Consider the following 25517-nt stretch of genomic DNA (forward strand, 5'->3'; position numbering starts at 1 on the left):
GCCGCGAATCGCAAGATTCGCGGCGTTTTTCTTTGCGCGCCAGATCACGCCACGCAAGGCGTCGTCGCGCGATGCTCCGACGATCCGAGGGTCAGGCCTTGCGCAGAAGCCGGCGGCAGTGGGGTGTCTCGCACATTTCGCGCTCAATTTCCAGTGACCAAGGCCGAAATTGCACGAAGCGTCTGACTTCAGTGAAAGCCAGGACAGCCCCTGCTGCCGGCCCTCCGTTCATGGGGGTAAAGTGAGGGGCTGCTCCGGCGCGCGCGCCGGCATCCGGCAAGACCCTACCCGATGGCGATATCCGTGGACACCACTCTGGCCGAACCCCCTCAGTCCGCCCTGTCAGGCGTTGCCCGCGTGCTCGTGCACGCCGGCAAGCTCAAGCCGCAGGCGGCCGAGGATCTGGTCAAACTCGCGCGGGAAAAGAAGACCAGCTTCATCAATGCGGTCATGGCCTCGGGCACCGTCTCGCCGACGGACCTCGCCCACACGCTGTCGCATGCGCTCGCCTTGCCGTTGCTGGATCTGAATGCGGTCGACGGGCACAAGCTGCCGCAGAACATCATCGACGCGAAGCTCGCGGCGCAGTATCAGGTCGTGGTACTGGCGCGCCGTGGCAACCGGCTGTTCATCGGCGGGGCGGATCCGACCGAGCAGGAAGTCGTCGAGCGCATCAAATTCGCCACCCAGCTGACACCTGAATGGATCATCGTCGAGCACGACAAGCTCACGAAACTGCTGGGCATCGCCGCCGCTTCGACCGCCGAGGCCCTGGAGGCGATCTCCGGCGAGGACTTCGACTTCGACATCGCCGAGGACGACGCACCACCGCCCGAGGAAACGCAGGAAATCACCGACGTCGAGGATGCGCCGGTCGTGCGCTTCCTCCAGAAGATGCTGGTGGACGCCATCAACATGCGGGCCTCGGACCTGCACTTCGAGCCGTTCGAATACCACTACCGCGTCCGGTTCCGGGTCGATGGCGAGCTGCGCGAGATCACGCAGCCGCCGATCGCGATCAAGGACAAGCTCTCATCGCGGATCAAGGTGATCTCGCGGATGGACATTTCCGAACGCCGCGTCCCCCAGGACGGCCGGATGAAGCTGAAGTTCGGCTCCAAGGCGATCGACTTCCGGGTCTCGACGCTGCCGACGCTGTTCGGCGAGAAGATCGTGATCCGGATCCTGGACCCCTCCTCGGCCAAGCTCGGCATCGAGGCCCTGGGTTACGAGAAGATTGAAAAAGAACGGCTGCTGCATTGCATCCAGCGGCCCTACGGAATGATCCTGGTCACCGGGCCGACCGGCTCGGGCAAGACGGTGTCGCTGTACACCTGCCTGAACATCCTGAACGTTCCCGGCACCAACATCTCCACCGTCGAGGATCCGGCGGAAATCAACCTGCCCGGCATCAACCAGGTCAACGTCAACGACAAGGCGGGGCTGACCTTCTCGGCCGCGCTCAAGGCCTTCCTGCGCCAGGATCCCGACATCATCATGGTCGGTGAAATCCGGGATCTGGAGACGGCGGACATCGCCATCAAGGCTGCACAGACCGGTCACATGGTGATGTCGACGTTGCACACCAACGACGCGCCGACAACGCTGACCCGCCTGCTGAACATGGGCGTCGCGCCATTCAACATCGCCTCGAGCGTGCTGCTGATCACCGCACAGCGATTGGCGCGCCGCTTGTGCGAGAACTGCAAGGCGCCGGCCGAATATCCGCGCGAAGCACTGCTTCGCGCCGGCTTCGTGGAGTCGGACCTCGACGGCAGCTGGAAGCCTTATCGGGCCGTCGGCTGCTCGAATTGCAACAATGGTTATCGTGGACGCGTCGGCCTTTACCAAGTGATGCCCATCACGGAGGCGATCCAGCGGATCATCCTGTCCGAGGGAACGGCCGTGGACATCGCCCAGCAAGCCCGCGCGGATGGCGTGCGGGACTTGCGGCAGTCCGGGCTGGTCAAGGTCCGGGCGGGCGTCACGACACTGGAAGAGGTGCTGGCGGCCACCAACGAATGACACTGGGAGCATGACGCGGCGTCCTCGGGCGCCGCGTTCGCATGTCCGGCGTCAGGTCACCAGGACCGATCGAACGAGTCAAAGATTGGGAGCGCCACTCGTCTGGCGCGACGGCAGGAGGTGATATGGCGACGACCACCGCAGGCGCCAAGAGCGCGGCCAAGGGCATCAAGGAATACGTCTTCGAATGGGAAGGCAAGGACCGCAACGGCAAGATCGTTCGCGGAGAGATGCGGGCCGGCGGCGAAGCCGTCATCAGCGCGTCGCTGCGGCGCCAGGGCATCCTGGTCAGCAAGATCAAGAAGCGGCGCAGCTCCGGCGGCAAGTCCATCAAGCAGAAGGACATCTCGGTCTTCACACGTCAGCTCGCGACGATGATGCGCGCGGGCGTCCCGCTGCTGCAGTCGTTCGACATCGTCGCCCGCGGCAGCCCGAATCCCCGCCTGACCAAGCTGCTGACCGACATCCGTCAGGACGTCGAGACCGGCACTTCGCTGTCGGCCGCTTTCCGCAAGCACCCGCTCTACTTCGACGCGCTGTACTGCAACCTGGTCGAGGCCGGCGAGCAGGGCGGTATCCTGGAAGCCCTGCTGGACCGTCTGGCGATCTACCAGGAAAAGACCGTTGCGTTGAAGGGCAAGATCAAGTCGGCCCTGACCTATCCGATCGCGGTGCTGATCGTGGCCTTCGTCGTGACGGCCGTGATCATGATCTTCGTGATCCCGGCCTTCAAGGACGTGTTCAAGTCCTTCGGTGCTGACCTCCCGGCTCCGACGCTGTTCGTGATGGCGATGTCGGAGATCTTCGTCGCGTACTGGTGGCTGATCTTCGGCGTCATCGGCGGTGGCCTGTACTTCTTCTTCCAGAGCTGGAAACGCTCGGAGAAGATGCAGAAGTTCATGGACCGGCTCCTGCTGAAAATCCCGGTGTTCGGCCAGTTGATCTACAAGTCGGCGGTCGCACGTTGGACACGCACGCTGGCAACGATGTTCGCTGCGGGCGTGCCGCTGGTGGAGGCCCTGGACTCGGTGGGGGGCGCTTCCGGCAATGCGGTATTCGTCGAGGCGACCGAAAAGATCCAGCGAGACGTGTCGACCGGCGCTTCGCTGACCACATCGATGCAGACGACCGGCATCTTCCCGATCATGGTCCTGCAGATGTCGTCGATCGGCGAGGAATCCGGCTCGCTGGACCACATGCTGGGCAAGGCGGCCGACTTCTATGAAGAAGAGGTGGATGACGCCGTCAAGGCGCTGTCCAGCCTGATGGAACCCATCATCATCGTGTTCCTGGGCACGTTGATCGGCGGCATCGTGATCTCGATGTACCTGCCGATCTTCAAGCTGGGCGCGGTGGTGTAAGTGCTGGACCCGGCTCTGCTGGACGCGTTGCTCTCGCCCGCGTTCCTTGGCCTCATCGGCCTGTGTGTCGGCAGCTTCCTCAACGTCGTCATCTACCGGTTGCCGGTGATGCTGCACCGCGAGTGGCTGTCCGACTGCGCTGACCAACTGGCGCTGGAAAGCGATCTGCGCACCCACGCCGGACTCGACGAGGCCGCGGCGCGTCACCTGGCGGCCGCGGCGGGCCCCTTGCGGGAGTCGCTCGATCGCCAGCCCGCGTTCTCGCTGGTCCGTCCGCCATCGCGATGCCCGCATTGCGGCCACCAGTTGCGCTGGCACGAGAATCTGCCACTGCTCGGATGGCTGCGATTGGGTGGGAAATGCGCGTCCTGCAAGGCGCCGATCTCCGCGCGTTACCCGTTCGTCGAGCTGCTCACCGGCCTTCTGTTCGCGGGCATCGCCTGGCGCCTGGGCCCTCAGCCGACCAGCCTGTTGTATTGCGGTTTCGCCGCGGCGCTGGTCGCGTTGGCCGGCATCGACTGGGACACCACGCTGCTGCCCGACAGCATCAACCAGCCCCTGCTGTGGGCCGGCCTGATCGCGGCGTACGCCGGATGGATTCCGGTCTCGCTGACCGATGCGTTGATCGGGGCGCTCGTGGGTTATCTCTCGCTATGGTCCATCTACTGGGTGTTCAAGCTGGCCACCGGCAAGGAAGGCATGGGCTACGGCGACTTCAAGCTGCTGGCAGCCCTGGGGGTGTGGCTGGGCTGGCAGATGGTGCTGCCGGTCGCGCTGTTCGCCTCGCTGATCGGCGCCTTCGTGGGCATCGGACTGAAACTCCGAGGGGGATTGCGCGAGGGTCGCTATGTGCCGTTCGGGCCTTTCCTGGCCGGCGGCGGACTTGCGGTGCTGCTCCTCGGGACTGCGAAGGTCGCGGTCTGGCTGGGACTTCAGCCAGTCTGATCTCTCCTCGGAGCAACTCGTGCGCATCGGTCTCACCGGCGGCATCGGCAGCGGCAAGAGCACCGTGGCGTCGGCACTGGTGGCGCTGGGCGGCGCGCTGCTGATCGACACCGACGCGATTTCCCGCGCACTCACCCTGCCTGACGGCGGCGCGATGCCGGCCATCGCGATGCGATTCGGTCCGACCTTCGTCGCGCCTGACGGTGCGCTGGACCGGGCCGCGATGCGGGAACTGGCCTTCCGGGACCCGGAGGCCAAACGCGCGCTCGAAGCCATCCTGCATCCGATGATCGGCGCGGAAACGGCGCGGCAGGCAGCGCTCGCGACGCCGGGGCAACGGGTCGTGTTCGATGTGCCGCTGCTGGTCGAATCCGGCCGTTGGCGGCGCCTGGTCGACCGCGTGCTGGTCGTCGACTGCCAGGAAGAGACTCAGCTCGCCCGCGTGATCGCGCGATCAGGCCTGAGCGAGCCGGCCGTGCGCGCCATCCTGGCGCAGCAGGCGACGCGCGCTCAACGCCGAGCCGCCGCGGACGCGGTCATCCACAACGACGGTCTCACGCTCGAACAGTTGAAAGAAGAAGTCCGCATGCTGCTGACCAGTCCCCTGCTCTGACCCCGCTACCGGATCGGGGGGCACTGTGACACTGTGGAACAATGGTCACTTGCCGCAAAGGGATGTCGACTTGGTCCTCTACGAATACCCGTTCAACGAGAGCATCCGCACGATGCTCAGACTCGAACACCTGTTCGATCGGCTCGGTCAGTTGATGGCGCGCGACACCGCGATGGATCACCACTTCGCGTTGGCCACCATCTTCGAGGTGATGGACGTCGCCTCGCGTGCCGACCTCAAGGCCGACCTGCTCAAGGAGCTGGAGCGCCACCGCACGCAGTTCAACAGCTACCGCGGCAATCCCGCGGTGTCTGAAGCCGTGCTGGACGAGGTGGTCGGCCGCATCGATGCCGCCTTCGACAAGCTCAACCAGTTGCCCGGCAAGGCCGGTCATGCGCTCACGACCAACGAGTGGCTGATGAGCATCCGCAGCCGGATTTCGATCCCGGGCGGCACCTGCGAGTTCGACCTGCCCGCCTACTACGCGTGGCAGCAGCTGCTGCCAGTGCGTCGCCGCAACGACCTGATGCAGTGGGCACAGACGCTGATGCCGTTGGCCGAAGCGCTGAACGTGCTGCTGGGCCTGCTGCGGGACAGCGGCTCGCCGCACAAGGTGGCCGCCCACGGCGGCCAGTACCAGCAGAGCCTGCCGCCGGGGCGCAGCTTCCACATGCTGCGCATGCGCATCGACCCCAGCCTGGGCCTGATTCCGGAGATCAGCGGCCACCGTCTGATGGTCTCGATCCGGCTGATGCGCCAGGACGAGGACGGACGCTTGAAACCAGCGCCCGTGGACGCCACCTTCGAACTGACCCTGTGTTCCTGACCTGGTGCGCTCGGCGCTGAATGCGCCCCGCCGCACGCCGCAGTTCCGAATTCGTCATGACCGAGAAATTCATCCCCGCCACGCCGGCGCCCCGCATCGTGCCCTGCCCGACCTGCGGCGGTGACAGCCTGTTCGCACCAAGCAATCTCTGGCGCCCGTTCTGCAGCGAGCGATGCCGCCAGATCGATCTGGGCCACTGGTCCGACGAATCTTTCCGTGTGGCCGCGCCGCCGACGACGATCGACGAGGACGACGCCTCGAAGTAGGCCGCTTCACGCGCGGGCTGCGCGCCAGCCGACGTCCTTCAAGCCGGAAGCAGTTCCCGACGCACCAGGTCTTCCCGCGCCAGTTCCGGCGTCGTGAACAGGTGTGTGTGCCAGCCGAGTTCCTTTGCTGCCGCAATGTTGGCCGGATGATCGTCGAGGAACAGCACCTCTTCGGGCTTGGCGCCGAACTGTTCAAGCGCGAGGTCGAAGATCTCGCGTGACGGCTTCGACTGCTTCACGCGGCCCGAGAAGACACCCGAGACGAACCACTCCTTCAGCGGGAAGCTCTGCTCGAGGTAGTCGGCATAAGGCTCCGGCATGTTGGAGAGGAAGTGCAGCGTGTGACCCTGTGCCTTCAACTCCTGGATCAGCGCCGCGGTCCCTTCGATGAGCTTGAGCTCCGACGGCACCGCCTCCATCACGGCGACGATGTCCTCGCGCGACCAGCCGGTGCGCGCATGGATGCGATCGGCCGTGGTCGGCGCATCGGCCAGACCCTGGTCGAACGCCCCCCAATCGCCGCTGTAGGCCTGGAAGAAGTCCTTGGCGATGGCCGCGCCTTCGACTTCGTCGGCGACACGGTGGGCCCAGACGCGGGCCAGGAAACTCGGCGGGTGCCAGCGGAACAGCACCGCGCCGAAATCAAAAACGATCTTCATCTGACGGGTTCTCTACTGCGTGGGAATCGGGAAGATAGGTCAGCCGCGCACCTTGGCGAGCAGTCCGGCCGTGGAGGCATCCAAGCCCGACACATCGCCGCTGGTCAAGCGCGGCAGCAGGCTGTTGCACAGCGCCTTGCCCAGCTCCACGCCCCACTGGTCGAAGCTGTTGATGTTCCACACGGCACCGCTGACGAACACGCGGTGCTCGTACAGCGCGATCAACGCGCCCAGCGACGATGGCGTCAGCGCATCGAGCAGCAGCGTCGTGCTCGGCCGGTTGCCGGTGAAGCTCCGATGCCGTGCCAAGACGTCCGGATCAAGATCCTGCGACGCGGTCGGCGCCTTCTCCGCACGCGCGGCCTCCGCGGTCTTGCCCTGCATCAGCGCCTGCGATTGCGCGAGGCAGTTCGCCAGCAGCTTCACGTGCTGATCCTTGAGCTTGTCCAGGAGCTCGCCGCCGACCTCCGGGCCGAAGTTCGGCGTCTTCACGGCGATGAACTCCACCGGGATCACATCGGTCCCCTGGTGCAGCATCTGGAAGTAGGCATGCTGGCCATTGGTGCCAGCCTCGCCCCAGACGACCGGACTGGTCGCGAAGCTCAGCGGATTGCCCGCGCGATCGACACCCTTGCCGTTGCTTTCCATCTCCAGCTGCTGCAGATAGGCCGGAAGCCGGCGCAGCCCCTGGTGGTACGGCGCCACCGAGCGGCTCGTGAAACCGTGGAAGTTGCGGTACCAGACGTCCAGCAGGCCCAGCAGCACCGGCAGGTTCTTTTCCAGCGGAGCGCTGCGGAAGTGCTGGTCCATGGCATGCGCACCGGCCAGCAGCGCGCGGAAGTGGGCCGAGCCCACCGCGATCGCGATCGGCAGCCCGATCACCGACCACAGCGAGTAGCGCCCACCGACCCAGTCCCAGAAACCGAAGGTCGTCGTGATGCCGAACTCGGCGGCGGCCTTCGCATTGCTGGTCGTGGCGGCGAAGTGCTTCGCGATGTCGGTACCACCGTTCTGCTGGAACCAGGCCTTGGCTGCCATCGCGTTGGCCAGCGTCTCCTGCGTCGTGAAGGTCTTGGAGGCGACGACGAATTGTGTCGTCTTCGGGTCCAGACCGCGCAGCACCGGGGCCAGGTCGTGCCCGTCGACGTTCGACACGAAATGCAGCGTCAGGCCAGCCGGCACATACGACTGCAGGGCCTGCACGACCATGGCCGGCCCGAGGTCCGAGCCACCGATGCCGATGTGGACGATGTCGGTGATGCCGCTCCTCGCCTGATCGCGGACCGAGTCGGCGAAGGCCAGCATGCGCGCGAGTGAAGCCTGCACCTCGTCCGAGTGCGGCCCCAGCCCCGCCGGCGCACGCAGCGCCGTGTGCAGCACGGCGCGGCCTTCGGTCGCGTTGATGGGATCACCGTTGAACAGCGCCTCGCGCTGCGACTCCAGCTGAACGTCCCGGGCCAGCGTCAGCAGCAGTTCCAGCGTGCGAGCGTCGATGCGGTTCTTCGACAGGTCCGCAAACACTTCCGGCGCCTGCAGCGACCAGGCCGCGAAGCGGCCCTCATCGGTCGCGAAGGCCTGGCGCACGTCGAACGCACGCCCGGATTGCTGGAAATGACTTTGCAAGGCCGCCCAGGTCGGGCTGCGGTCGCAACGCGGGAACTCGGTCATCGCAGGCTTTCGATCATCTGGTCCAGCTTGCCGGCATCGACGGCAAACAGGCGGATGCCTTCGGCCAGCTTCTCGGTGGCCATGGCGTCCTGGTTGAGGGCGAAGCGGAAGGCCGCCTCGTTGAAGGAGACCTTGGGCAAGTCCTGGACCTTGGCGGCGTCGGCGTCGAGCGCACGCGCCAGCGGCGCTTCGCTGCCCTGCAGCTGGGCGAGCAGATCGGGGCTGATCGTCAACAGGTCGCAGCCGGCGAGCGCCTGGATCTGCCCGATGTTGCGGAAGCTTGCACCCATCACCTCGGTCTGGATGCCGTGCTTCTTGAAGTAGTTGTAGATCGCGGCGACCGACTTCACGCCAGGGTCGTTGACGCCGGCATTGGCGGCCTCGTCCCAGTTCGGGCCGGCAGCCTTCTTGTACCAGTCGTAGATGCGGCCGACAAAGGGCGAGATCAGCTGGATGCCGTTTTCGCCGCAGGCCACCGCCTGGCAGAAGGAGAACAGCAGCGTCAGGTTGGTGTGGATGCCTTCGAGCTCCAGCTCGCGCGCGGCCTGGATCCCTTCCCAGGTCGACGCGACCTTGATCAGCACGCGGTCGCGGCCGATGCCCGCGTCCTCATACATCTGGATCAGGCGGCGCGCGCGCGCCAGCGTGGCGACGGTGTCGAAGCTCAGTCGGGCGTCGACCTCGGTCGACACGCGGCCCGGGACGACCTTGAGGATCTCCAGGCCGAAGGCCACCAGCACCTTGTCGACGATCAGATCCAACGCATCGGTCTTGCTGGCGGCGACGGTGTCCTCCAGCAGATGGGCGTAGTCCGGCGACTGCACCGCCTTCAGGATCAGCGACGGATTCGTCGTGGCATCGCGCGGCGTGAACTGCGCCAGCTGCTTGAAATTGCCGGTGTCGGCGACGACGGTGGTGAAGGCCTTGAGTTGTTCGAGCTGGTTCATGAGCGTAGGCGCCTGAGGCGATCGAGAACGGACGGGACGCGTCGGAGGCATGGGCTTTGCCCCTCGACGACGACAGGGAAACCCGTATTAGAACTGCTTGCGGCGCCCGCCTTCCGAGGCGCCGCGCCGTTGACCGGCCCAAGAAACTGGGGCATCATAATTCCGGTAACTTCGTTACATCAAGACATCGCCAACAACTCTTACGCCCCGATGCGGGGTGCCGCGCTCATGTCCTTCGACCTCGTCTTCTTTGGTGGCACTGGTGACCTGACCTGGCGCAAGCTGATGCCCGCGCTCTTCCAGGCGTTCCGCCACGGCAAGCTGCCCGAAGGCGGCCGCATCCTGGCCGTCGCCCGCGACGAGCAATCCGACGAGCGCTATCGCGAATGGCTCAAGGAGCGCTTCCAGGAGGTCGAGGCCGGCAAGCGGCCGAACGACGAAGAATTCGCCCGCTTCTCCGAGCTGGTGCATTACCGGCGCATGGACCTGTCCCAGCCCGACCACTATGCGCGGCTGAAGGAGTGGCTGGGCGAGCGCAACGCAGACACCGTCGTGTTCTATCTGGCGACGAGTCCCCACCTGTTCACGCAGATCTGCCAGCAGCTCGGCGCTGCGGGCCTCAACGGCGCGAACGTGCGCGTCGTGCTGGAGAAGCCGCTGGGCCACGATCTGGCCAGCGCGCAGGAGATCAACCGCGTCGTGCGTTCGGTGTTTTCGGAGACGCAGGCCTTCCGTATCGATCACTACCTGGGCAAGCCTTCGGTGCAGAACCTGATGGCGCTGCGCTTCGGCAACGCGCTGTTCGAACCGCTGTGGCGACGCGAGAGCATCGCCAACATCCAGATCACGCTGGCCGAAGGCTTGGGCGTGGGCACACGCGGTCCGTTCTACGACGGCACCGGCGCGCTGCGCGACATGATCCAGAACCATGCGCTGCAACTGCTGACGATGATTGCGATGGAGGCCCCCTCCAGCAACGACGCCGATGCGATCCGCGACGAGAAGTTGAAGGTGCTGCGCGCGCTCAAGCCGTTCACCGCGGAGAGCGTCGCGCGCGACGTGGTGCGTGGCCAGTACCGTGCCGGTAACGCCGAGGGCAAGCCGGTGCCGGGTTATCTGGACGAGGGCAAGATCCCCGCGGATAGCCACACCGAGACCTTCGTCGCCCTGAAGACGGAGATCCAGAACTGGCGTTGGGCAGGCGTTCCCTTCTACCTGCGCACCGGCAAACGCCTCGCCGCGCGGGACGCGCAGATCGTCATCAACTTCCGCCCGGTGCCACATCCGATCTTCCCGGGCAGCAGCTGTCCCAACCGCTTGATCATCAAGCTGCAGCCCGAGGACGGCCTGGAGCTGCAGTTGATGGCCAACAAGGGCGGCTCCAGCACAGAGGCCCTGAGCCCTGTCTCGTTGGACCTGGACTTCGACAAGGCCTTCGCCCACACCCGTGTCGGCGCTTACGAACGGCTGCTGCTGGACGCCATCGCCGGACGCCTCAACCTCTTCGTCCGCAGCGACGAGCAGGAGCAGGCCTGGCGCTGGGTCGAGCCGATCCTGAACTTCTGGAAGCAGGACAGCACCGGACCACGCACCTACGTCGCCGGAAGTTGGGGCCCTCCCGCCTCGAGCGCGCTGGTGGCGCGCGACGGCCACTCCTGGATCGAGGAATGCTGAAGCGATGAGCATGCTCGAACGAGTCAAGGCCGCGCTGCCCGCGCTGCCGCCCGCCGAACAGCGGGTCGCCAAGCTGCTGCTGGCCGATCCGCGCTCGTTCGCGAGCTTGCCGGTCAGCGAACTCGCCGATCGCTCGCATGTCAGCAAGCCGACCGTCGTGCGCTTCTGCCGCAGCGTCGGCTATGACGGCCTGGCCGACTTCAAGCTGAAGCTCGCCGGCAGCGTCAATGAAGGCGTGCCCTTCGTGCACCGCGCCGTCGACGAGGACGACAAGCCCGGCGATCTGATCGTGAAGGTCGTCGACAACGCGGTCGCGGCGTTGCTCCACTACCGCAACGACGCCGCCAGCCACGCCTTCGAACGCGCCATTGCGGCACTGTCCGAGACGGCCCGTCAGCGTCAGCGCATCGAGTTCTACGGCGTCGGCAACTCCGGGATCGTGGCGCAGGACGCGCAGCACAAGTTCTTCCGGCTCGGGGCCAATACTTTCGCCTGCAGCGATGGCCACGTGCAGCTGATGAGCGCAACGATGCTGGGCTCGGGCGACTGCGCGGTGATCATCTCCAACTCGGGACGCAGTCGCGACCTGATGGATGCCGCCGAGATCGCCCGCAAGAAGGGGGCGACGACGATCATCATCACCGCCAGCGGCTCGCCGCTGGCCCAGATGGGGCAGTTGCCAGGCCAGGTGTTGCTGGCGGTCGATCACCCGGAAGACTACGACCGCTACAGCCCGATGGTGTCGCGGCTGCTGCACCTGATCGTCGTGGACGTGCTGACCACCGGCGTCGCTTTGCGACTGGGCGAAAACCTGCGTCCAATGCTGCAGGAGATCAAACGCAACCTCCGCACCAAGCGTTACGCACAGTGACTCCCATGCTCGTCGGCACGCGACGCTGAAAAACAATCGGGCCGCGCATCAGCGGCCCGATTTCATTCAGTGCGACAGAAGGTCACACCATCTCGGCGGGAGCCGTCGCATCGGCCCAGAACAGATGTTCCAGCGCGTACACGCGCGCCAACTCGCGCAACTCGCGCGGCGCCTGCTGAAGCGTCAGTTGCCAACCGTCCTGACCGCACAGACGCAGCGCGCTGAGCAGCAAGCTCAGCGCCGCCGAATCGAAGTCGATCAGCCCGCTGGCATCCAAGGTCACGCTGCGTCCGGCGGCATTGCCAACCTGAGCCAACTCGGCGCGCAGCGCGCTCTCGAGCCGCACCCATTCTTCAGGCACGTTCTCGAGACGCAGCCGCGACGGCAGCTTCAGCATCGCGTCAGCCCTTCTTCGCGCCCGAAGCAGCCGTCGCGGGACGCGCGTTGCGTTCGGCCAGCGACTTGATCAGGCCGTCGATGCCCTTGGCGTTGATCTCCTGCGCAAAGCTGTTCTTGTACTGATCCGCCAGCCAGATGCCCAGCACATTCACGTCGTAGATCTTCCAGCCGGAATCCAGCTTTTCCAGGCGGTAGTCCAACTGGATCGGGTCACCCTTGCCGCGGATCTCGGTACGCACGATGACTTCCTTGTCCTCGGGCGCCGCGCGCATCGGCTTCATCGCGATCGTCTGATCCTTGACCTGCGTCAGCGCGCCGGCATACGTGCGCACCAGCAGGGTCTTGAACTCGTCCTGCAGGCGCTGCTTCTGCTCCGGCGTCGCCTGGCGCCAGAAGCGGCCCACCGCCGTTGCGGTGATGCGCTGGAAGTCCACGTGCGGCATCACCTTGCTGTCGACCAGCTGCATGATCTTGTTGACGTCGCCGCCCTGGATGGCCTTGTCGCCCTTGACGGCGTCCAGCGTTTCGATCGACAGATCGCGGATCAACTGATCTGGCGCCGAGCTGTCGGCTGCGAAGGAGGCCAGCGGGCTCAGCGCGGCGATCGAGACGATCGCGCCCAGCAGCAGTCGTTTGGTGGCATTCATGCTTGTCCTTTCTTTCTCTTCATGACACGGACCGGATCACAACGCGGCAAGTTCGGTACCGGTTCACCGGCCGCGCCCAATGGGCGTTACCGGTTGTTGCGACACTCAACGATCTCTCACGCGTCGCTCAGCGATCGCCTTGAGGGTTGACCGGCTTCTCGTCCGGGGTGATGACTTCATAGTCATCGTCTTCTTCCTGTTCCTTGTGCGTCTTGACGTTGCGACGCTGCATGTAGGCGTCACGCACGAAGGTGTACTTGTCCAGCGCGATGCCATCCAGCATGTCGGTCACTCGCAGCAGGTTGGCGCGGGTGTTGATCAGCTGAAGCGCCGAGATCGCAAACTTGTATTCGCCATCGTCGAACAGATAGGCCGGCGAGTAGTAGATGTTGGCCGGCAGCGTCACCGAATCACGCAACGACGAGGGCCCCAGCAAGGGCCACACGATGTACGGACCTGTCTTGACGCCCCAGTAGCCGAGCGTACGCCCCAGGTCCTCGGAGGTCTTCTCCAGGCCTGCGGGCGTGGCGATGTCGATCAGGCCGGCGATGCCGAACACCGAGTTCACGGCCACGCGCATCGTCTGGGATGCACCAGTCTTGAAGCGCCCCTGCAGGAACAGGTTGACCGCCGACCAGGCGTCCGAGAAGTTGCCGAAGAAGTTGTCCACGGCCTGACGCGCCGGCTGCGGCACGAGGTCCGAGTACGCCGTGGCGACGGGACGCAGCAGGTTCTCGTCGAGCTTCTCGTTGAAGTTGAAGACTTTGCGGTTCCAGCTTTCCCAGGGGTCGAGGCGATTGCGCACCCGCGGGCCCGGCGCTGGCGCATCCTGGGCCGCAGCCGCAGCCGCGCCGGCTTGTCCCGCCGCGGCAGGCTCAGCGGACGAGGCGCCTGACGCAGGCGCAGCGGCGGAGGCCGCGGACGCCGCGACTGCTGCCTGATCCTGGGTCTTCTCTTCCTGGTCGGCCTGCGGCTCAGCAGCCTTCGATTCGTCAGCCTGCTGTTGCTCGACGGCCTGCTGTTGCTCGATGGCCTGATGGACGGGCAGCGCCGTCAAGGCAAACGTGTGGGGCCGCTCAAGCGGCTGCTCCGTCTGCGCCATCGCTGGTGCCGCCGCGCCTAGCAGCGTGGCACTCAGCAGCGCAGCCGCGAGTTCAGTCCGGGCCGCTCCGGCGATCCCGACCGTGGTGGTGGTGGTCATTGCTTCTCTCCCGAGGCCGGCGTCGAGGACGCGTCGGCCGCCTTGTTATAGAGGAACTGGCCGATCAGGTTCTCCAGCACCACGGCCGACTGCGTCTGCGTGATGATGTCGCCCGTGGCGAGGTTCTTTTCTTCCGCACCCGGCTCGAGGCCGATGTATTGCTCGCCCAGCAGGCCGGACGTGAGGATCTTGGCCGAGCTGTCCTTCGGAAACGCGACGCCCTGGTTCATGTTCAGGATCACACGCGCCTGGAAGCTCTTGTCGTCAAAGCTGATGGTGCCCACCCGGCCGACGACAACGCCCGCACTCTTCACGGCCGCACCAGGCTTCAGTCCGCCGATGTTGTCGAACTTGGCCGTCACGGTGTACGTGTCCTGGAAGTTCAACGACAGCAGGTTGCCCGCCTTCAGGGCCAGGAACAGCAGGGCCGCGCCGCCCAGCAGCACGAAGAATCCGACCAGCGCGTCATAACGAGAGGATTGCATCAGGCAACTCCGAGATATCTCTTGAATTCGATTGTGGTGTCGATGGATCGCGCGCTGCGCGTCAGATCGAGAACATCATGGCGGTCAGGATGAAATCCAGACCCAGCACCGCCAGCGACGACAGCACCACGGTGCGCGTCGTCGCCTGGGACACTCCCTCGGGCGTGGGCTTGCAGGCGTATCCCTGCAACAGGGCGACAAAGCTGACCGTCACGCCGAACACGACGCTCTTGACGAACCCGTTGCCGACGTCCTTGAACACGTCGACGCCGCCTTGCATCTGCGACCAGAACGAACCCGCGTCGATGCCGATCAGCGGCACGGCCACGAGCCAGCCGCCAATGATGCCGACTGCGGAGAACACGGCCGCGAGCAGTGGCATCGCAATGAAGCCGGCCCAGAAGCGCGGCGCGAGCACACGCTGCACCGGGTCGACAGCCATCATCTCCATGGCGCTGAGCTGCTCGCCGGCCTTCATCAGGCCGATCTCGGCGGTCAACGAGGTCCCAGCGCGGCCAGCGAACAGCAAAGCCGCCACGACCGGGCCGAGTTCGCGCACCAGGCTCAGGGCAACCAGCAGGCCGACGGCCTCCGCCGATCCATAGCGCTGCAGCGTGTAATAGCCCTGCAGTGCCAGGACGAAACCGACGAACAGTCCGGACACGCCGATGATGGAGAGCGAACGGTTGCCGAGGAAGTAGATCTGCTCCCGCACCAGCGAGAAGCGGCGCAGGCAGGCGCCCAGATGCAGCATCAGCGTACCGAGGAGCCGGGCCGAGGCGCCCCAATCGCCAAGCTTCAGGCGCAGGCCGCGCCCGATCGAAGTGGCGAAACCGATCATGCCGATGCCTCCTGCGGAAGACCGAAGTCCTCGCGGACAGGCTTGGCGGGCTGGTGGAAACGCACCGGGCCGTCGGCTTCGGCATTGACGAACTGATGCACCAGCGGATCCGTGCTGTGGCGCAACTCGTCCGGCGTCCCCTGGGCGACGACACCGCCGTTGGCCACCATCACGACGTGATCGGCGATGCCGAAAATCTCGTGGATGTCATGGGAGACGATCACGCTGGTCAGGCCCAACGCGTCGTTGAGATCGCGGATCAGCCGCGCAGTCACGCCCAGCGAGATCGGGTCCAGGCCCGCGAAGGGTTCGTCGTACAGCACCAGATCCGGATCCAGGGCGATCGCGCGCGCCAGAGCAACGCGACGTGCCATGCCGCCGGACACCTCGTTCGGCATCAGGTCGCGGGCACCGCGCAGCCCGACCGCGTTGAGCTTCATCAGGACGAGGTCGCGGATCATGGGTTCAGGCAGCCGTGTGTGCTCGCGCAACGGGAACGCGACGTTGTCGAACACGCTCAAGTCGGTGAACAGCGCGCCGAACTGGAACAGCATGCCCATCCGGCGACGTTGAGCATAGAGCTGGGTCTGGTCCATCGGCGCAAGATCCTGCCCATCGAACAGCACCTGTCCGGAGCGCGGCCGCAATTGCCGGGTCAGCAGCCGCAGCAACGTGGTCTTGCCGCCGCCCGATGAGCCGATCAGCGCCATCACCTTGCCGCGTGGCAAGGTGACGTTGACGTCTTTCAGGATGATCCGGTCGCCATAGCCGACGGTCACATCCTTCACTTCGATCAGTGGGCGGACGCTTCTGGATGAATTGGGATCAGTGAATGCCATTTCCTTGGGATCGATCCGGGACGATGCCGGGCGGCAGGCGTCCGGGAGCCGGGATCATAGGGTAAAGCCCGAATTGATGCCGGAGGGCACCTGGGGCGGGGTGCAGATATATGAGGCGCCCCGGGAGCGTTCGTGCCAGGGGTCCGCCGCCCAGGCGTGACGGACGTCACATTCGGAGGTCGTCGCGAGACGGGCGGAATCCAAGGCACGACGAGCGGCCTCGCCTTCCGAAGGCCGCTGTCGATAATTTCGGAAACAAGGAGCGCTTCATGTTCGGGACCTTCAAGACCTCTTCCGCTCAACGCCGGCCCCACAGCGGCCGGGGCTTCACGCTGATCGAGCTGATGATCGTGGTCGCCATCATCGGTGTCCTGGCCGCGATCGCCATGCCGACCTACCGTGACTACGTCATCCGCGGCTCCCTGACCGATGCCGCAGCGGGCCTCACCTCGATGCGGACCGACATGGAAGCCTACTTCCAGAATTTCCGCACCTATGCAGCCAACGGCGGCAACACGCCGCCCTGCGCCACTGCGCAGAAGAACGGCAAGTTCATGGTCAGTTGCACCGGCACCTACGGTGCCACAGGCGCTGGCGGGTACACGCTGCAGGCGGTCAGTACCGAGAACACCCTGAGCGGCTTTGCCTACACCGTCGACCAGTCGGACGTGCGCGCGACAGCGAAGGCCCCCGCGGGCTGGATCAAGAACGCAACCTCCTGTCCGACACGCTGGGTGATGGTCAAGGGTGAATCATGCTGATGCCCGTCGGCCGCAGAGTGCGCGGCTTCACGCTGATCGAGTTGCTGATCGTCATTGCCATCATCGGACTGACCACGGCGCTCGCCGCGCCGGCGCTTCGCGCCTTCGGCGCCAACGCGCAGACGCGCACGTCGGGCAGCAGCATCTCCACCGCGCTTCGACTCGCCCAGGCGGAAGCCGTCAAGAGCTACCAGCCAGTCGCGTTCTATCGCACAGCGGCAGCCACCTGCACAGGTAACGAGGCCCCATCCGCGAACGGTGACTACTTCGTGGTGCGCGTCGTGCCCAACGTCGCCCTGACGATGGCCAACAACGCCGTCACCGCCCCTGCCACCTGCGGCCGACTGTTCGAGCGCACAAACACCGTCACCATCCAGGGGCCGACGGCCGTCTGCTTCGGCCCCAACGGCCGCCCGGTGGCGCTGACCAACGCCACGCCACTGACCGGCGGCGCCGCCGCCTGCAACGTCCCCGCCGGCGGCCAAGTCGTCTACTGGGTCGACTCGTCGACCAGCATCCCCGCAGACAAGCTCAAGCGCTTGTCGATTTGGGTGACGCTCGGCGGCAGCATCCGCTTGTGCGACCGGGACCGCGTGCAGTCGGCCACCGCACCCGATGGCTGCCCGGTGGCCAACGCCGGGTTCAGCGTCTAAAGGCTACGCATCATGACGACCTCTTTCCGCTCCGTACAGCCTGTTGCCCGAATCCGCGCCCACGGGCGCGCCCGCTCGCGCGGCATGACCCTGATCGAACTCCTCGTCGCGATGGTCATCATGACGATTGGCATCGTCGGCCTGCTCACGCTCATGGCACGCGCGTCGCAAGCCACGACCGGCGCCGAGGACTCTCAACGCGCGGCGGTGCTCGCCGCCGACCTGTCCAACGACATGTGGGCCTACAGCACCATCAATCCTCCCACCATCGCCGCCTGGACTGCACGTGTGGCGAGCATCACCCAGTCCGGCCTGCGCAATGGCCGCGGTGTAGTCCAGGTCAACGGTCAGGTCGCCCGTATCACGATCACCTGGAATACGCCTGCGGGCGCCGCGCGCCAGTACTTCACCGACGTTCGGCTGAACTGACAATGACGACGCCCACCAAATCCCCGGCGGCGCGACGCGTCCGCGGCTTCACGCTCATCGAACTACTGATCTCGATGACCATCGGCCTCGTGCTGATCGGCGCGCTCGGCGTGGTGATGAACCGCTTCGAGATCTCCAAGCGTCGAAACGCATCGAGCTCCGATCTCGCGCTGAATACCGGCTACCTCGCCTACGACCTGGACCGCCAACTGCGCAGCGCCGGCTCGGGCGTGTACCAGATCACGCAGTCGTTCGGCTGCATCGTGAGCGTGGCCGGAAACGGCGTGCAACTCCTGCCGGCAACGTCGGCCTTCCCGGCGCCTTTCGCCGCCGTCAACCAGACCGTCCGCGCAATCCCGTTGCTTGTGTATCCAGGCATCGGTGCCAATGGATCGGACGTGATCCAGGTGATCACAGGCTCAGCTGGCGTCAGCGAAGCACCGTTGCGCGTGTCGCCGGGCAGCGTCCAGGCGGCCTCTGTGCAGCTCTCGAATACGTTGGGCATCCGGGGGGGCGATCTCCTGCTGCTGTCGGAAGCCCAACTGCCGGGTTGCCTGATGGTGCAGGCCGCCCCCAACTTTGCCGGCGGCGCGGCTCAGCTCCTGAATCTTGCCGGCCCCTTCCAGGCCAACGCGGTCGGCCCAGCCGCCTTGATGGCGTTCGGCGTCGGCAAGGGGAACACCTACCTCTCCAACCTTGGTAACCAGAGCGGCAACAACCCACGGTTCCAGTTGCTCGGCGTCAACGCGACGAACCAGTTGGTGAGCTATGACATGCTCCGCCTCAATAATCTGCCGGGCGCGCCGACGACGCCAGTCCCTCTGGCCGACGGCGTGGTCGACCTGCGCGTCCGGTACGGCATCGATGCCAAGCCCCAGCCCGACGGCACGATCACCGGTTGGGCTGAACCCGGTACCGGCAATTTCACACCGGCATTCATGAGCGCCGACTCCGATCCGGCGCGGGCACAAGTGCGACAGATCATGGCGATCCGCGTGGCCATCGTGCTGCGCAGCGACCGGATCGAAAGCGATCCGGTCTCGCCGGCCACGCTGACGATGTTCCAGTCGCTTCCGAACGGCATGCAGCGCACCTTCAACGTCCCGGCCGGCGACGAGCGCAACCGTGCCTACCGCCTCGTGGAGTTCACGGTGCCGCTGCGCAATGCGATCGCCAACGCGCCCGCCCGCCAACCCATCCCTTGACGCCCCGCACCAGCATGACAACGATGCACCCCCTTACCGCCACGCCGCACCGGCGTGCGTGTGCCGCGGCCGGCACCCGGGCCCAGCGCGGTGTGATCATGGTGATTGCGCTGATCACGCTGTCAGTCCTGCTGATCGGCGCGGCCGTCGCGATGCGCTCGATGAACGTCACGCTCGGAAGCGTCGGCAACTTCGGCTTCAAGCGCGACATGGCCAACCGTGCCGAGCAGGGTATCCGCGCCGCCGCCGACGCCCTCAACACCGGAGCGCTGTTCAACGAGGGCGCTCGCCAGACCTCCAACGTGGCCCAGAACTACAGCGCCACGATCCTGCCGACCGATGCCTCCGGTATTCCGCTGGCCATGTTGAACGTGGGCTCGTCGCCAGCCTCCTTGAACGGTCTTGGCAACGCTGCACGAGAGATTACCGTGCCGACGGAATCGATTCGCATCCATTACCTCATCGACCGGCTCTGCAACACCGTCGGTCCGTTCTCGACGACGAACTGCCTGGTCACCGGCGAACCGCCCCCCGGGGGCAATGATCCCGACGGCCTGAAACCGGATCCCCAGGTGACTTATCGCATCACCGTGCGGGTCATGGGCCCGAACAACGCGTTCTCCTTCTTCCAGTCGACCTACACGACGCAGATGAATTGATCGAGGTCCACCGATGTCCATACTCATTCCCAAACGCCGTCTGGTCGGCGTCGCCGCAGCACTCCTCGCCGCCACCGGGGCCATGGCACAGACCCAGTTGTCGGACAAACCGGTATTCGCCTCGGTTTCCGTGCCCGGCAATCTGGCGCTCACACCCTCCGTGGAATTCCCGACCGCTGTCGGTAACGCCCACATCGACTCGACGTACAACCCGGCGACCGCATATCTGGGATATTTCGATCCCGACAAGTGCTACGACTACAGACTGGGAACCACCAGCGGCACCAATCCGATTCCGCTGGACAACTTCGCACCGGTCGCCAAGGCGACGGCCCACGTCTGCAATCGCAAGTGGAGCGGCAACTTCCTGAACTGGGCGACCACCCAGACCATCGACCCGTTCCGCTGGGCGCTGACCGGCGGCTACCGCGTCTTCGACACGACCTTTGCGACGGTTCTCGAGAAGGCCACTGCCAGCGGCCAGGGCGGCACTAGCAACTTCCCGGACCGCACGATCACGAACGCCACCACCATCGCCGGTGCCACGCCGCTGGTCTCCTCCAACGGTTCAACCTGGACGAGCCTCAAGATCCGCATCCAGGGATTGGGCATCCAGATGCGCTTCAGCGGCAGCGGTGACAACAACTCGGGCAATCCCACGGGTTTCGTCCCGACGGCCGGCAACTGGGCGATGGGGACCTCCTATGTCGTCGCGGTCCGCGCGCGGGTCTGCGACAAGACGCTAGGCACCGACTACTTGGAATCGAATTGCAAAACATATGGTTCGAACTACAAGCCGGAAGGGCTGATCCAGCAGTACGCAAACCAGATCCGCTTCAGTGCCTTCGGTTACCTGAACGACGGCAACCTGAGCCGTGACGGTGCCGTGTTGCGCGCCCGCCAGAAGTTCGTCGGCCCCTCGCAGCCGGTTCCGGGCGGCACGGAGATGGCCAACGCGCGGGCCGAATGGGACTCGTCGACCGGCATCATGATCCCAAACCCGGACGCAGCTGACGCAAGCGCAGCGGCGAGCTATTTCGGCACGCCGATCAGCAACAGCGGGGTGATGAACTACCTGAACAAGTTTGGCAGTTCCGGCTCGTACAAGACCTATGACCCGGTCGGCGAGCTGTACTACGCCGCGCTGCGCTACTTCCGCAATCTGGGCAATGTATCGGCCTGGTCGATCCCCAACACCAGCAACGCCTCCACCAAGGCAACCTATGCAGACGGCTTCCCGGTGATCGATACCTGGGACGATCCCATCCTATATTCCTGCCAGAAGAACTTCATCCTGGGCATCGGAGACGTCAACACGCATGCAGACCGCAATCTGCCGGGCGCGACTGGCACGTCCGAGCCCGCCAAGCCGGCCGAGGTATCCGCCGACACGGGCGTGAACGCGACGACGTACACCAACTACGTTGGTGTGATGAACGGCCAGGGCAACATCGCCGGCACCAGTCCCTACGGCGGATGCTGCACGAACAACGGAGCGCTAATGGCGGGCTTGGCTTACTGGGCCAATTCGAACGACATCCGTCCGGACGTGGACACGAAGTCCCAAGGCAAGCAGACGGTCCAGACCTACTGGGTGGACGTGCTAGAAGCGCAGACCTACAAGACGAATAACCAGTACTACTTGGCCACCAAGTACGGCGGCGCGCAGCTGCCCGCGGACTTCAACCCAGCCACGCGCACGACGGACCTGCCGCAAAGCTGGTGGCATACCGGCGCTTCGACGGACACCGTTGGCGGTCAGTTGCGTCCAGACACGTACTTCACCGCCGGCCAGCCCGCCGCCATGGTTAGCGGCCTGACCAAAGCCTTTGCCAGCATCGCCTCGCGCATGAAGGCGTACTCGACCTCGCTTGCGCTGGCAGATCCGCAGGTCAGCTCCACCGGCACGGCCAACTACGCCGCGCAGTTCGACGCTTCGAGCTGGACAGGTGAGGTCGTGGCGCGCAGCTTGAGCCTCGACCCGAACAGCAACGGCGCATCGAGCTCAGACGTCTGGCGCTTCACCGACAAGCTGGCCGCCCAGGCGGGCGGCAACGGCTGGGACACTGGCCGCTACATGGCCACCTGGAACACGTCGACAAGAACGGCGGTGCCGTTCCGCCTAGGCAGCATTGCCTCCTCGCAATCGGCGGCGCTGGACACGTCATATCGGAGTGGCAACGATGCCCAGGACTACCTGAATTACATCCGCGGTGATCGCAGTCAGGAACAGAACTCGACCGTGACGGGTAGCTCTAAGGCTTATCGCACCCGCGTTGCACTGGTCGGCGACATCGTCAATGCCAAACTCGCCGTCGTCGGCCCGCCGAATTTCCCGTTCTCCGAGGCGAGCAATCCTGGTTACGGCGCTTACATGACACTCAAGGCCAACCGTCCCAACGTCGTCGTCGCGGCAACCAACTACGGCGTGGTGCACGTCATCGATGGCTCGCTGACCAGCGCCACAGCAGGCAAGGAATTGTTCGCCTACGTCCCTGGCGGCGTCTACACCGGCCCTAACGGCACGCCGGCCACGGACGGTATGCAATGGGTCGGCAATCCGGACTTCGAGCATCGCTACCTGGTAGATGGGCCGCTCACGATGATGGATGTCGACTTCGGCAAGACCGTGGGCGGTTCCGGCACGGATTGGCGCTCGATCGTGGTAGGCGGCATGGGCAAGGGTGGCCGCAGCATCTATGCGCTGGACCTCACTGATGTCGGAAGCATCACCAGCGAAACTGCCGCGGCGGGTAAGGTCCTGTGGGAGTTCACCGACAGCGACATGGGCTTCACATATGGCGAGCCGTTGGTCACCAAGCTCGCACAGTACGGCTGGGTCGTGATCGTGCCGGCGGGCCACAACAATCCGTCGGGCAAGAATCACCTCTACATCCTGAACGCCCGCACTGGCGCCCTCCTGCAGCGTGTGGACACGCCGACCGGCACCGCTATCACCGCGGACGATGGCTCGCCGACCAATCCAAGCGGCATGTCCAATATCTCCGCGTATTACCCTGACACGGCAACGGTGCAAGCCGAGAGCATCTATGCGGGCGACCTGCACGGCTCGGTGTGGCGTTTCGATCTGAGTGCAGCCAGCGGCAGCTATCCTTTGGCAGTCAAGGTGGCGCGAGCGACAGATGCCGCAGGCGCGGTCGAGCCGATCACCACGCGGGTGCTGGCGATCATCCAGGCGGGTAGCAACCGTCGTTTCCTGGCCTTTGGCACAGGCAAGATGCTCGCCGCGAGCGATCTAGGCAGCACGCAGATTCAACGCATGTACGCGGTCGTCGATGGCAGCGCCGGCAAGTTTGCCAGCGAAACCGATCTTCCCGCGGGTACGGCCTTCCCGATCTCGACGGCGAACCTTGTTCAGTTGACCGACGTGACTCAACCGGTCGTGATCGACTTCAACGTGAAGAGCGGCTGGTATCTCAATGCCATGGCCGGTTATCGGATCATCAATGACCCGGCGTCCTTCGGCAGCACTGTGGCATTCGCGGCAACATTGCCGAACAACACCGACCCCTGCAACCCGAGCGGCAGCAGCGTCGTGTACGCCCTCGACCTGGGCACTGGGAAGACTCAGTTCACCAACAATGCGGCTTACGTTTCACCGGGCTTCTCCGTGACCGATCTGCGGTTCATCAAAGTCGGCAACAAGGTGATCCTGGCGATCGGCGGTTCTACCGACAGCCCAACGCAAAGGCCTCCGAATCAAACGCCTTGCTACAACGCGAACGGTTTCAACGGCGAATGTATCAATCCGACCCCGGGCCTTGGGAACAAGATCCTGAACTGGCGCGAAGTCCCGCTGCGAAATTCGGTGGGCGGCACGCTCTGATCCTGCGGCGCTCCTCAATAAAGCCCGACGATTGGCGGGCTGCATGAGAGGTAGCCTCCTCATGTCTTGCTTCAAGCACCCCGGCGACGACAGTTGCCGGGGTGTTTTTCCTTGTGGAGTAGCAGGAAAAAAGCCCGCCGGTCTTCACCGGCGGGCCCCTGTTCTGCTAGCTTCCGAAGCGCGCTGGAAATCCAGCGCGTCGGCGGGATTGGCCTCAGCGCGGCAACTCGCTGTCTCCCATCAGAAATTCATCGATCGCCCGGGCGGCCTGCCGGCCCTCCCGGATGGCCCAGACCACCAGCGACTGACCACGTCGCATGTCTCCGGCAGCAAAGACCTTGGCTGCGTTCGTCTTGTAGCCGCCGTTGAATTCGGTCGTTGCCTTGGCGTTGCCACGCGCGTCCTTGGTCACCCCGAATGCTTCGACGATCGCCGACACCGGACTCACGAAGCCCATCGCCAGCAGCACGAGGTCAGCCTTCAGGATCTGCTCGCTGCCCGGGACCTCGACGACCTTGCCGTTGACCCATTGCACGCGCACCGTCTTCACGCCGGTGACCTTGCCCTTCTCGCCCAGGAACTCTTTGGTTGCGATCGCGAACTCGCGTTCGCAACCCTCCTCATGGCTGGACGAGGTGCGCAGCTTGATCGGCCAATAGGGCCAGGTCATCGGCCGGTCCTCGACTTCGGGCGGCTGCGGCATCAACTCGAACTGCGTCACGCTCGTGGCGCCATGGCGATTGCTGGTGCCCACGCAGTCGCTGCCGGTATCGCCGCCGCCGATCACGACAACGTGCTTGCCGTCGGCGCGCAACTGGCCCTTGAGCTTGTCACCGGCATTGACCTTGTTCTGCTGCGGCAGGAACTCCATCGCGAAATGCACGCCGGCCAGGTCACGCCCCGGCACCGGCAGATCACGCGACTGTTCCGCGCCGCCGGCGAGCAGCACAGCGTCGAATTGCTGCGTCAGCTCGTCCGCGGTGATCACGTCCTTGGCCCAGTTCGTGACCTTGGACCCCTCCGGCAGATGCGCCACCATCACACCGGTCCGGAAGACCACGCCCTCCGCCTCCATCTGCTGGACGCGGCGATCGATGTGACTCTTCTCCATCTTGAAGTCGGGGATGCCGTAGCGCAGCAGACCGCCGACACGATCGTTCTTCTCGAACACCGTGACGCTGTGCCCGACGCGCGCCAATTGCTGCGCGGCGGCCAGACCCGCCGGGCCGGAACCGACGATGGCAACGGTCTTCCCCGTCTTCACCTTCGCCGGACGTGGCGGCACCCAGCCCTCGGCCCAGGCTCGATCAATGATCGCGTGCTCGATCGACTTGATCCCGACGGCGTCGTCATTGACGTTCAGCGTGCAAGCTGCTTCACAGGGCGCTGGGCAGATGCGGCCGGTGAACTCGGGGAAGTTGTTGGTCGAGTGCAGCACCGCGATGGCGCTCTTCCAGTCCGTATCTCCGCCCCGATACACCAGATCGTTGAAGTCCGGAATGATGTTGTTGACCGGGCAGCCGCTGTTGCAGAACGGCGTGCCGCAGTCCATGCAGCGCGCGCCCTGCTGCTTCGCCTGCTCGATATTGAGGCCGATGACGAATTCCTTGTAGTTCTTGAGTCGCGCCTCGACGGGCTCATAGCCCTCTTCCAGACGCTCGTACTCCATGAAGCCGGTGACTTTTCCCATGACGGC

The 25517-nt window shown here is 65.0% G+C and carries 24 protein-coding genes; 14 read left to right on the top strand and 10 right to left on the bottom strand.

What is annotated here, in order from left to right:
• Positions 1-291: 291 nt before the first annotated feature.
• The 6 genes from pilB to AC07PR_RS18455 all read left to right on the top strand — a co-directional run bounded on the left by pilB (position 292) and on the right by AC07PR_RS18455 (position 6036).
• A complete protein-coding gene (gene pilB, locus AC07PR_RS18430) occupies positions 292-2025 on the top strand; it encodes a type IV-A pilus assembly ATPase PilB (RefSeq protein ID WP_483107850.1) in 1734 nt (577 codons plus the stop codon).
• Between the two features lie 125 nt (positions 2026-2150).
• Positions 2151-3386 (top strand): type II secretion system F family protein, encoded by a 1236-nt coding sequence (locus tag AC07PR_RS18435; RefSeq protein WP_377160151.1) that lies wholly within the window; start codon positions 2151-2153, stop codon positions 3384-3386.
• Positions 3387-4331, top strand: a complete 945-nt coding sequence (locus AC07PR_RS18440) for a prepilin peptidase (protein ID WP_495136139.1) — start codon at positions 3387-3389, stop codon at positions 4329-4331.
• Between the two features lie 19 nt (positions 4332-4350).
• The gene (gene coaE, locus AC07PR_RS18445) at positions 4351-4944 is read left to right on the top strand and encodes a dephospho-CoA kinase (RefSeq protein WP_377160147.1); all 594 of its coding nucleotides are present in this window, start codon (positions 4351-4353) and stop codon (positions 4942-4944) included.
• Between the two features lie 70 nt (positions 4945-5014).
• Complete coding sequence (gene zapD / locus AC07PR_RS18450; RefSeq protein ID WP_088407952.1) at positions 5015-5770, top strand: cell division protein ZapD; 756 nt, start codon at positions 5015-5017, stop codon at positions 5768-5770.
• Between the two features lie 56 nt (positions 5771-5826).
• Positions 5827-6036, top strand: a complete 210-nt coding sequence (locus AC07PR_RS18455) for a DNA gyrase inhibitor YacG (protein ID WP_377160145.1) — start codon at positions 5827-5829, stop codon at positions 6034-6036.
• Positions 6037-6074: 38 nt separating this feature from the next.
• Here AC07PR_RS18455 and AC07PR_RS18460 read toward each other — a convergent pair whose 3' ends face one another.
• Genes AC07PR_RS18460 through tal form a run of 3 tightly spaced genes read right to left on the bottom strand, consistent with a single transcriptional unit; the run spans position 6075 to position 9310 of the window.
• Positions 6075-6695 carry an HAD family hydrolase gene (locus AC07PR_RS18460; protein WP_483107853.1) on the bottom strand — a complete coding sequence of 207 codons (621 nt, stop codon included), beginning with the start codon at positions 6693-6695 and terminating at the stop codon, positions 6075-6077.
• A 39-nt stretch (positions 6696-6734) separates the two neighbouring features.
• Complete coding sequence (gene pgi, locus AC07PR_RS18465) at positions 6735-8363, bottom strand: glucose-6-phosphate isomerase (protein WP_495136140.1); 1629 nt, start codon at positions 8361-8363, stop codon at positions 6735-6737.
• Entirely contained in the window at positions 8360-9310 is a 951-nt protein-coding gene (tal, locus tag AC07PR_RS18470; RefSeq protein ID WP_431100211.1) for a transaldolase, read from the bottom strand. Before tal ends, pgi begins: the two co-directional genes overlap by 4 nt.
• Positions 9311-9538: 228 nt before the next feature.
• Here tal and zwf point away from each other — a divergent pair, with 228 nt between their 5' ends.
• Positions 9539-10984: a glucose-6-phosphate dehydrogenase gene (gene zwf / locus AC07PR_RS18475; RefSeq protein ID WP_377160137.1), complete on the top strand. Its 1446-nt coding sequence runs from the start codon at positions 9539-9541 to the stop codon at positions 10982-10984.
• A 10-nt stretch (positions 10985-10994) separates the two neighbouring features.
• Entirely contained in the window at positions 10995-11855 is an 861-nt protein-coding gene (locus AC07PR_RS18480; protein WP_377160135.1) for a MurR/RpiR family transcriptional regulator, read from the top strand.
• Between the two features lie 82 nt (positions 11856-11937).
• Here AC07PR_RS18480 and AC07PR_RS18485 read toward each other — a convergent pair whose 3' ends face one another.
• The 6 genes from AC07PR_RS18485 to AC07PR_RS18510 form a co-directional block, all read right to left on the bottom strand.
• Positions 11938-12252 carry an STAS domain-containing protein gene (locus AC07PR_RS18485; RefSeq protein ID WP_431100213.1) on the bottom strand — a complete coding sequence of 105 codons (315 nt, stop codon included), beginning with the start codon at positions 12250-12252 and terminating at the stop codon, positions 11938-11940.
• A gap of 4 nt (positions 12253-12256) precedes the next feature.
• Entirely contained in the window at positions 12257-12901 is a 645-nt protein-coding gene (locus AC07PR_RS18490; protein WP_483107856.1) for an MlaC/ttg2D family ABC transporter substrate-binding protein, read from the bottom strand.
• A 127-nt stretch (positions 12902-13028) separates the two neighbouring features.
• Positions 13029-14102 carry an MlaA family lipoprotein gene (locus AC07PR_RS18495; protein WP_495136141.1) on the bottom strand — a complete coding sequence of 358 codons (1074 nt, stop codon included), beginning with the start codon at positions 14100-14102 and terminating at the stop codon, positions 13029-13031.
• Positions 14099-14587, bottom strand: a complete 489-nt coding sequence (mlaD, locus tag AC07PR_RS18500; protein ID WP_377160127.1) for an outer membrane lipid asymmetry maintenance protein MlaD — start codon at positions 14585-14587, stop codon at positions 14099-14101. The genes AC07PR_RS18495 and mlaD overlap by 4 nt, the downstream gene beginning before the upstream one ends.
• A gap of 61 nt (positions 14588-14648) precedes the next feature.
• A complete protein-coding gene (gene mlaE / locus AC07PR_RS18505; protein WP_377160125.1) occupies positions 14649-15428 on the bottom strand; it encodes a lipid asymmetry maintenance ABC transporter permease subunit MlaE in 780 nt (259 codons plus the stop codon).
• The gene (locus AC07PR_RS18510) at positions 15425-16267 is read right to left on the bottom strand and encodes an ABC transporter ATP-binding protein (RefSeq protein ID WP_377160123.1); all 843 of its coding nucleotides are present in this window, start codon (positions 16265-16267) and stop codon (positions 15425-15427) included. Before AC07PR_RS18510 ends, mlaE begins: the two co-directional genes overlap by 4 nt.
• A gap of 269 nt (positions 16268-16536) precedes the next feature.
• Here AC07PR_RS18510 and AC07PR_RS18515 point away from each other — a divergent pair, with 269 nt between their 5' ends.
• Genes AC07PR_RS18515 through AC07PR_RS18540 form a run of 6 tightly spaced genes read left to right on the top strand, consistent with a single transcriptional unit; the run spans position 16537 to position 23821 of the window.
• On the top strand, positions 16537-17028 hold the full coding sequence (locus tag AC07PR_RS18515) for a type IV pilin protein (protein ID WP_495136142.1): 492 nt from the start codon (positions 16537-16539) through the stop codon (positions 17026-17028).
• Positions 17022-17681 (top strand): pilus assembly FimT family protein, encoded by a 660-nt coding sequence (locus AC07PR_RS18520; protein WP_495136143.1) that lies wholly within the window; start codon positions 17022-17024, stop codon positions 17679-17681. Before AC07PR_RS18515 ends, AC07PR_RS18520 begins: the two co-directional genes overlap by 7 nt.
• A 12-nt stretch (positions 17682-17693) precedes the next feature.
• The gene (locus AC07PR_RS18525) at positions 17694-18110 is read left to right on the top strand and encodes a type IV pilus modification PilV family protein (protein ID WP_495136144.1); all 417 of its coding nucleotides are present in this window, start codon (positions 17694-17696) and stop codon (positions 18108-18110) included.
• Positions 18111-18112: 2 nt separating this feature from the next.
• The gene (locus tag AC07PR_RS18530) at positions 18113-19315 is read left to right on the top strand and encodes a PilW family protein (RefSeq protein WP_495136145.1); all 1203 of its coding nucleotides are present in this window, start codon (positions 18113-18115) and stop codon (positions 19313-19315) included.
• 23 nt (positions 19316-19338) lie between these two features.
• The gene (locus AC07PR_RS18535) at positions 19339-19974 is read left to right on the top strand and encodes a pilus assembly PilX family protein (RefSeq protein WP_495136146.1); all 636 of its coding nucleotides are present in this window, start codon (positions 19339-19341) and stop codon (positions 19972-19974) included.
• A 13-nt stretch (positions 19975-19987) separates the two neighbouring features.
• On the top strand, positions 19988-23821 hold the full coding sequence (locus AC07PR_RS18540; protein ID WP_495136147.1) for a pilus assembly protein: 3834 nt from the start codon (positions 19988-19990) through the stop codon (positions 23819-23821).
• Positions 23822-24035: 214 nt separating this feature from the next.
• On the opposite strand, the gene AC07PR_RS18545 is transcribed toward AC07PR_RS18540, so the two are convergent.
• Positions 24036-25511, bottom strand: coding sequence for a glutamate synthase subunit beta (locus AC07PR_RS18545; protein WP_495136148.1), 1476 nt, complete (start codon positions 25509-25511; stop codon positions 24036-24038).
• Positions 25512-25517 lie beyond the last annotated feature (6 nt).

The organism is Roseateles sp. GW821-FHT09H11 (genome assembly GCF_059415845.1).

Excerpts from the sequence above, each read along its gene's own strand:
- pilB (WP_483107850.1), top strand. The coding sequence starts at position 292 with ATGGCGATATCCGTGGACACCACTCTGGCCGAACCCCCTCAGTCCGCC.
- AC07PR_RS18435 (WP_377160151.1), top strand. The coding sequence starts at position 2,151 with ATGGCGACGACCACCGCAGGCGCCAAGAGCGCGGCCAAGGGCATCAAG.
- AC07PR_RS18455 (WP_377160145.1), top strand. The coding sequence starts at position 5,827 with ATGACCGAGAAATTCATCCCCGCCACGCCGGCGCCCCGCATCGTGCCC.
- AC07PR_RS18460 (WP_483107853.1), bottom strand. The coding sequence starts at position 6,695 with ATGAAGATCGTTTTTGATTTCGGCGCGGTGCTGTTCCGCTGGCACCCG.
- pgi (WP_495136140.1), bottom strand. The coding sequence starts at position 8,363 with ATGACCGAGTTCCCGCGTTGCGACCGCAGCCCGACCTGGGCGGCCTTG.
- tal (WP_431100211.1), bottom strand. The coding sequence starts at position 9,310 with ATGAACCAGCTCGAACAACTCAAGGCCTTCACCACCGTCGTCGCCGAC.
- zwf (WP_377160137.1), top strand. The coding sequence starts at position 9,539 with ATGTCCTTCGACCTCGTCTTCTTTGGTGGCACTGGTGACCTGACCTGG.
- AC07PR_RS18480 (WP_377160135.1), top strand. The coding sequence starts at position 10,995 with ATGCTCGAACGAGTCAAGGCCGCGCTGCCCGCGCTGCCGCCCGCCGAA.
- AC07PR_RS18485 (WP_431100213.1), bottom strand. The coding sequence starts at position 12,252 with ATGCTGAAGCTGCCGTCGCGGCTGCGTCTCGAGAACGTGCCTGAAGAA.
- AC07PR_RS18490 (WP_483107856.1), bottom strand. The coding sequence starts at position 12,901 with ATGAATGCCACCAAACGACTGCTGCTGGGCGCGATCGTCTCGATCGCC.
- AC07PR_RS18495 (WP_495136141.1), bottom strand. The coding sequence starts at position 14,102 with ATGACCACCACCACCACGGTCGGGATCGCCGGAGCGGCCCGGACTGAA.
- mlaD (WP_377160127.1), bottom strand. The coding sequence starts at position 14,587 with ATGCAATCCTCTCGTTATGACGCGCTGGTCGGATTCTTCGTGCTGCTG.
- mlaE (WP_377160125.1), bottom strand. The coding sequence starts at position 15,428 with ATGATCGGTTTCGCCACTTCGATCGGGCGCGGCCTGCGCCTGAAGCTT.
- AC07PR_RS18510 (WP_377160123.1), bottom strand. The coding sequence starts at position 16,267 with ATGGCATTCACTGATCCCAATTCATCCAGAAGCGTCCGCCCACTGATC.
- AC07PR_RS18515 (WP_495136142.1), top strand. The coding sequence starts at position 16,537 with ATGTTCGGGACCTTCAAGACCTCTTCCGCTCAACGCCGGCCCCACAGC.
- AC07PR_RS18520 (WP_495136143.1), top strand. The coding sequence starts at position 17,022 with ATGCTGATGCCCGTCGGCCGCAGAGTGCGCGGCTTCACGCTGATCGAG.
- AC07PR_RS18525 (WP_495136144.1), top strand. The coding sequence starts at position 17,694 with ATGACGACCTCTTTCCGCTCCGTACAGCCTGTTGCCCGAATCCGCGCC.
- AC07PR_RS18530 (WP_495136145.1), top strand. The coding sequence starts at position 18,113 with ATGACGACGCCCACCAAATCCCCGGCGGCGCGACGCGTCCGCGGCTTC.
- AC07PR_RS18535 (WP_495136146.1), top strand. The coding sequence starts at position 19,339 with ATGCACCCCCTTACCGCCACGCCGCACCGGCGTGCGTGTGCCGCGGCC.
- AC07PR_RS18540 (WP_495136147.1), top strand. The coding sequence starts at position 19,988 with ATGTCCATACTCATTCCCAAACGCCGTCTGGTCGGCGTCGCCGCAGCA.
- AC07PR_RS18545 (WP_495136148.1), bottom strand. The coding sequence starts at position 25,511 with ATGGGAAAAGTCACCGGCTTCATGGAGTACGAGCGTCTGGAAGAGGGC.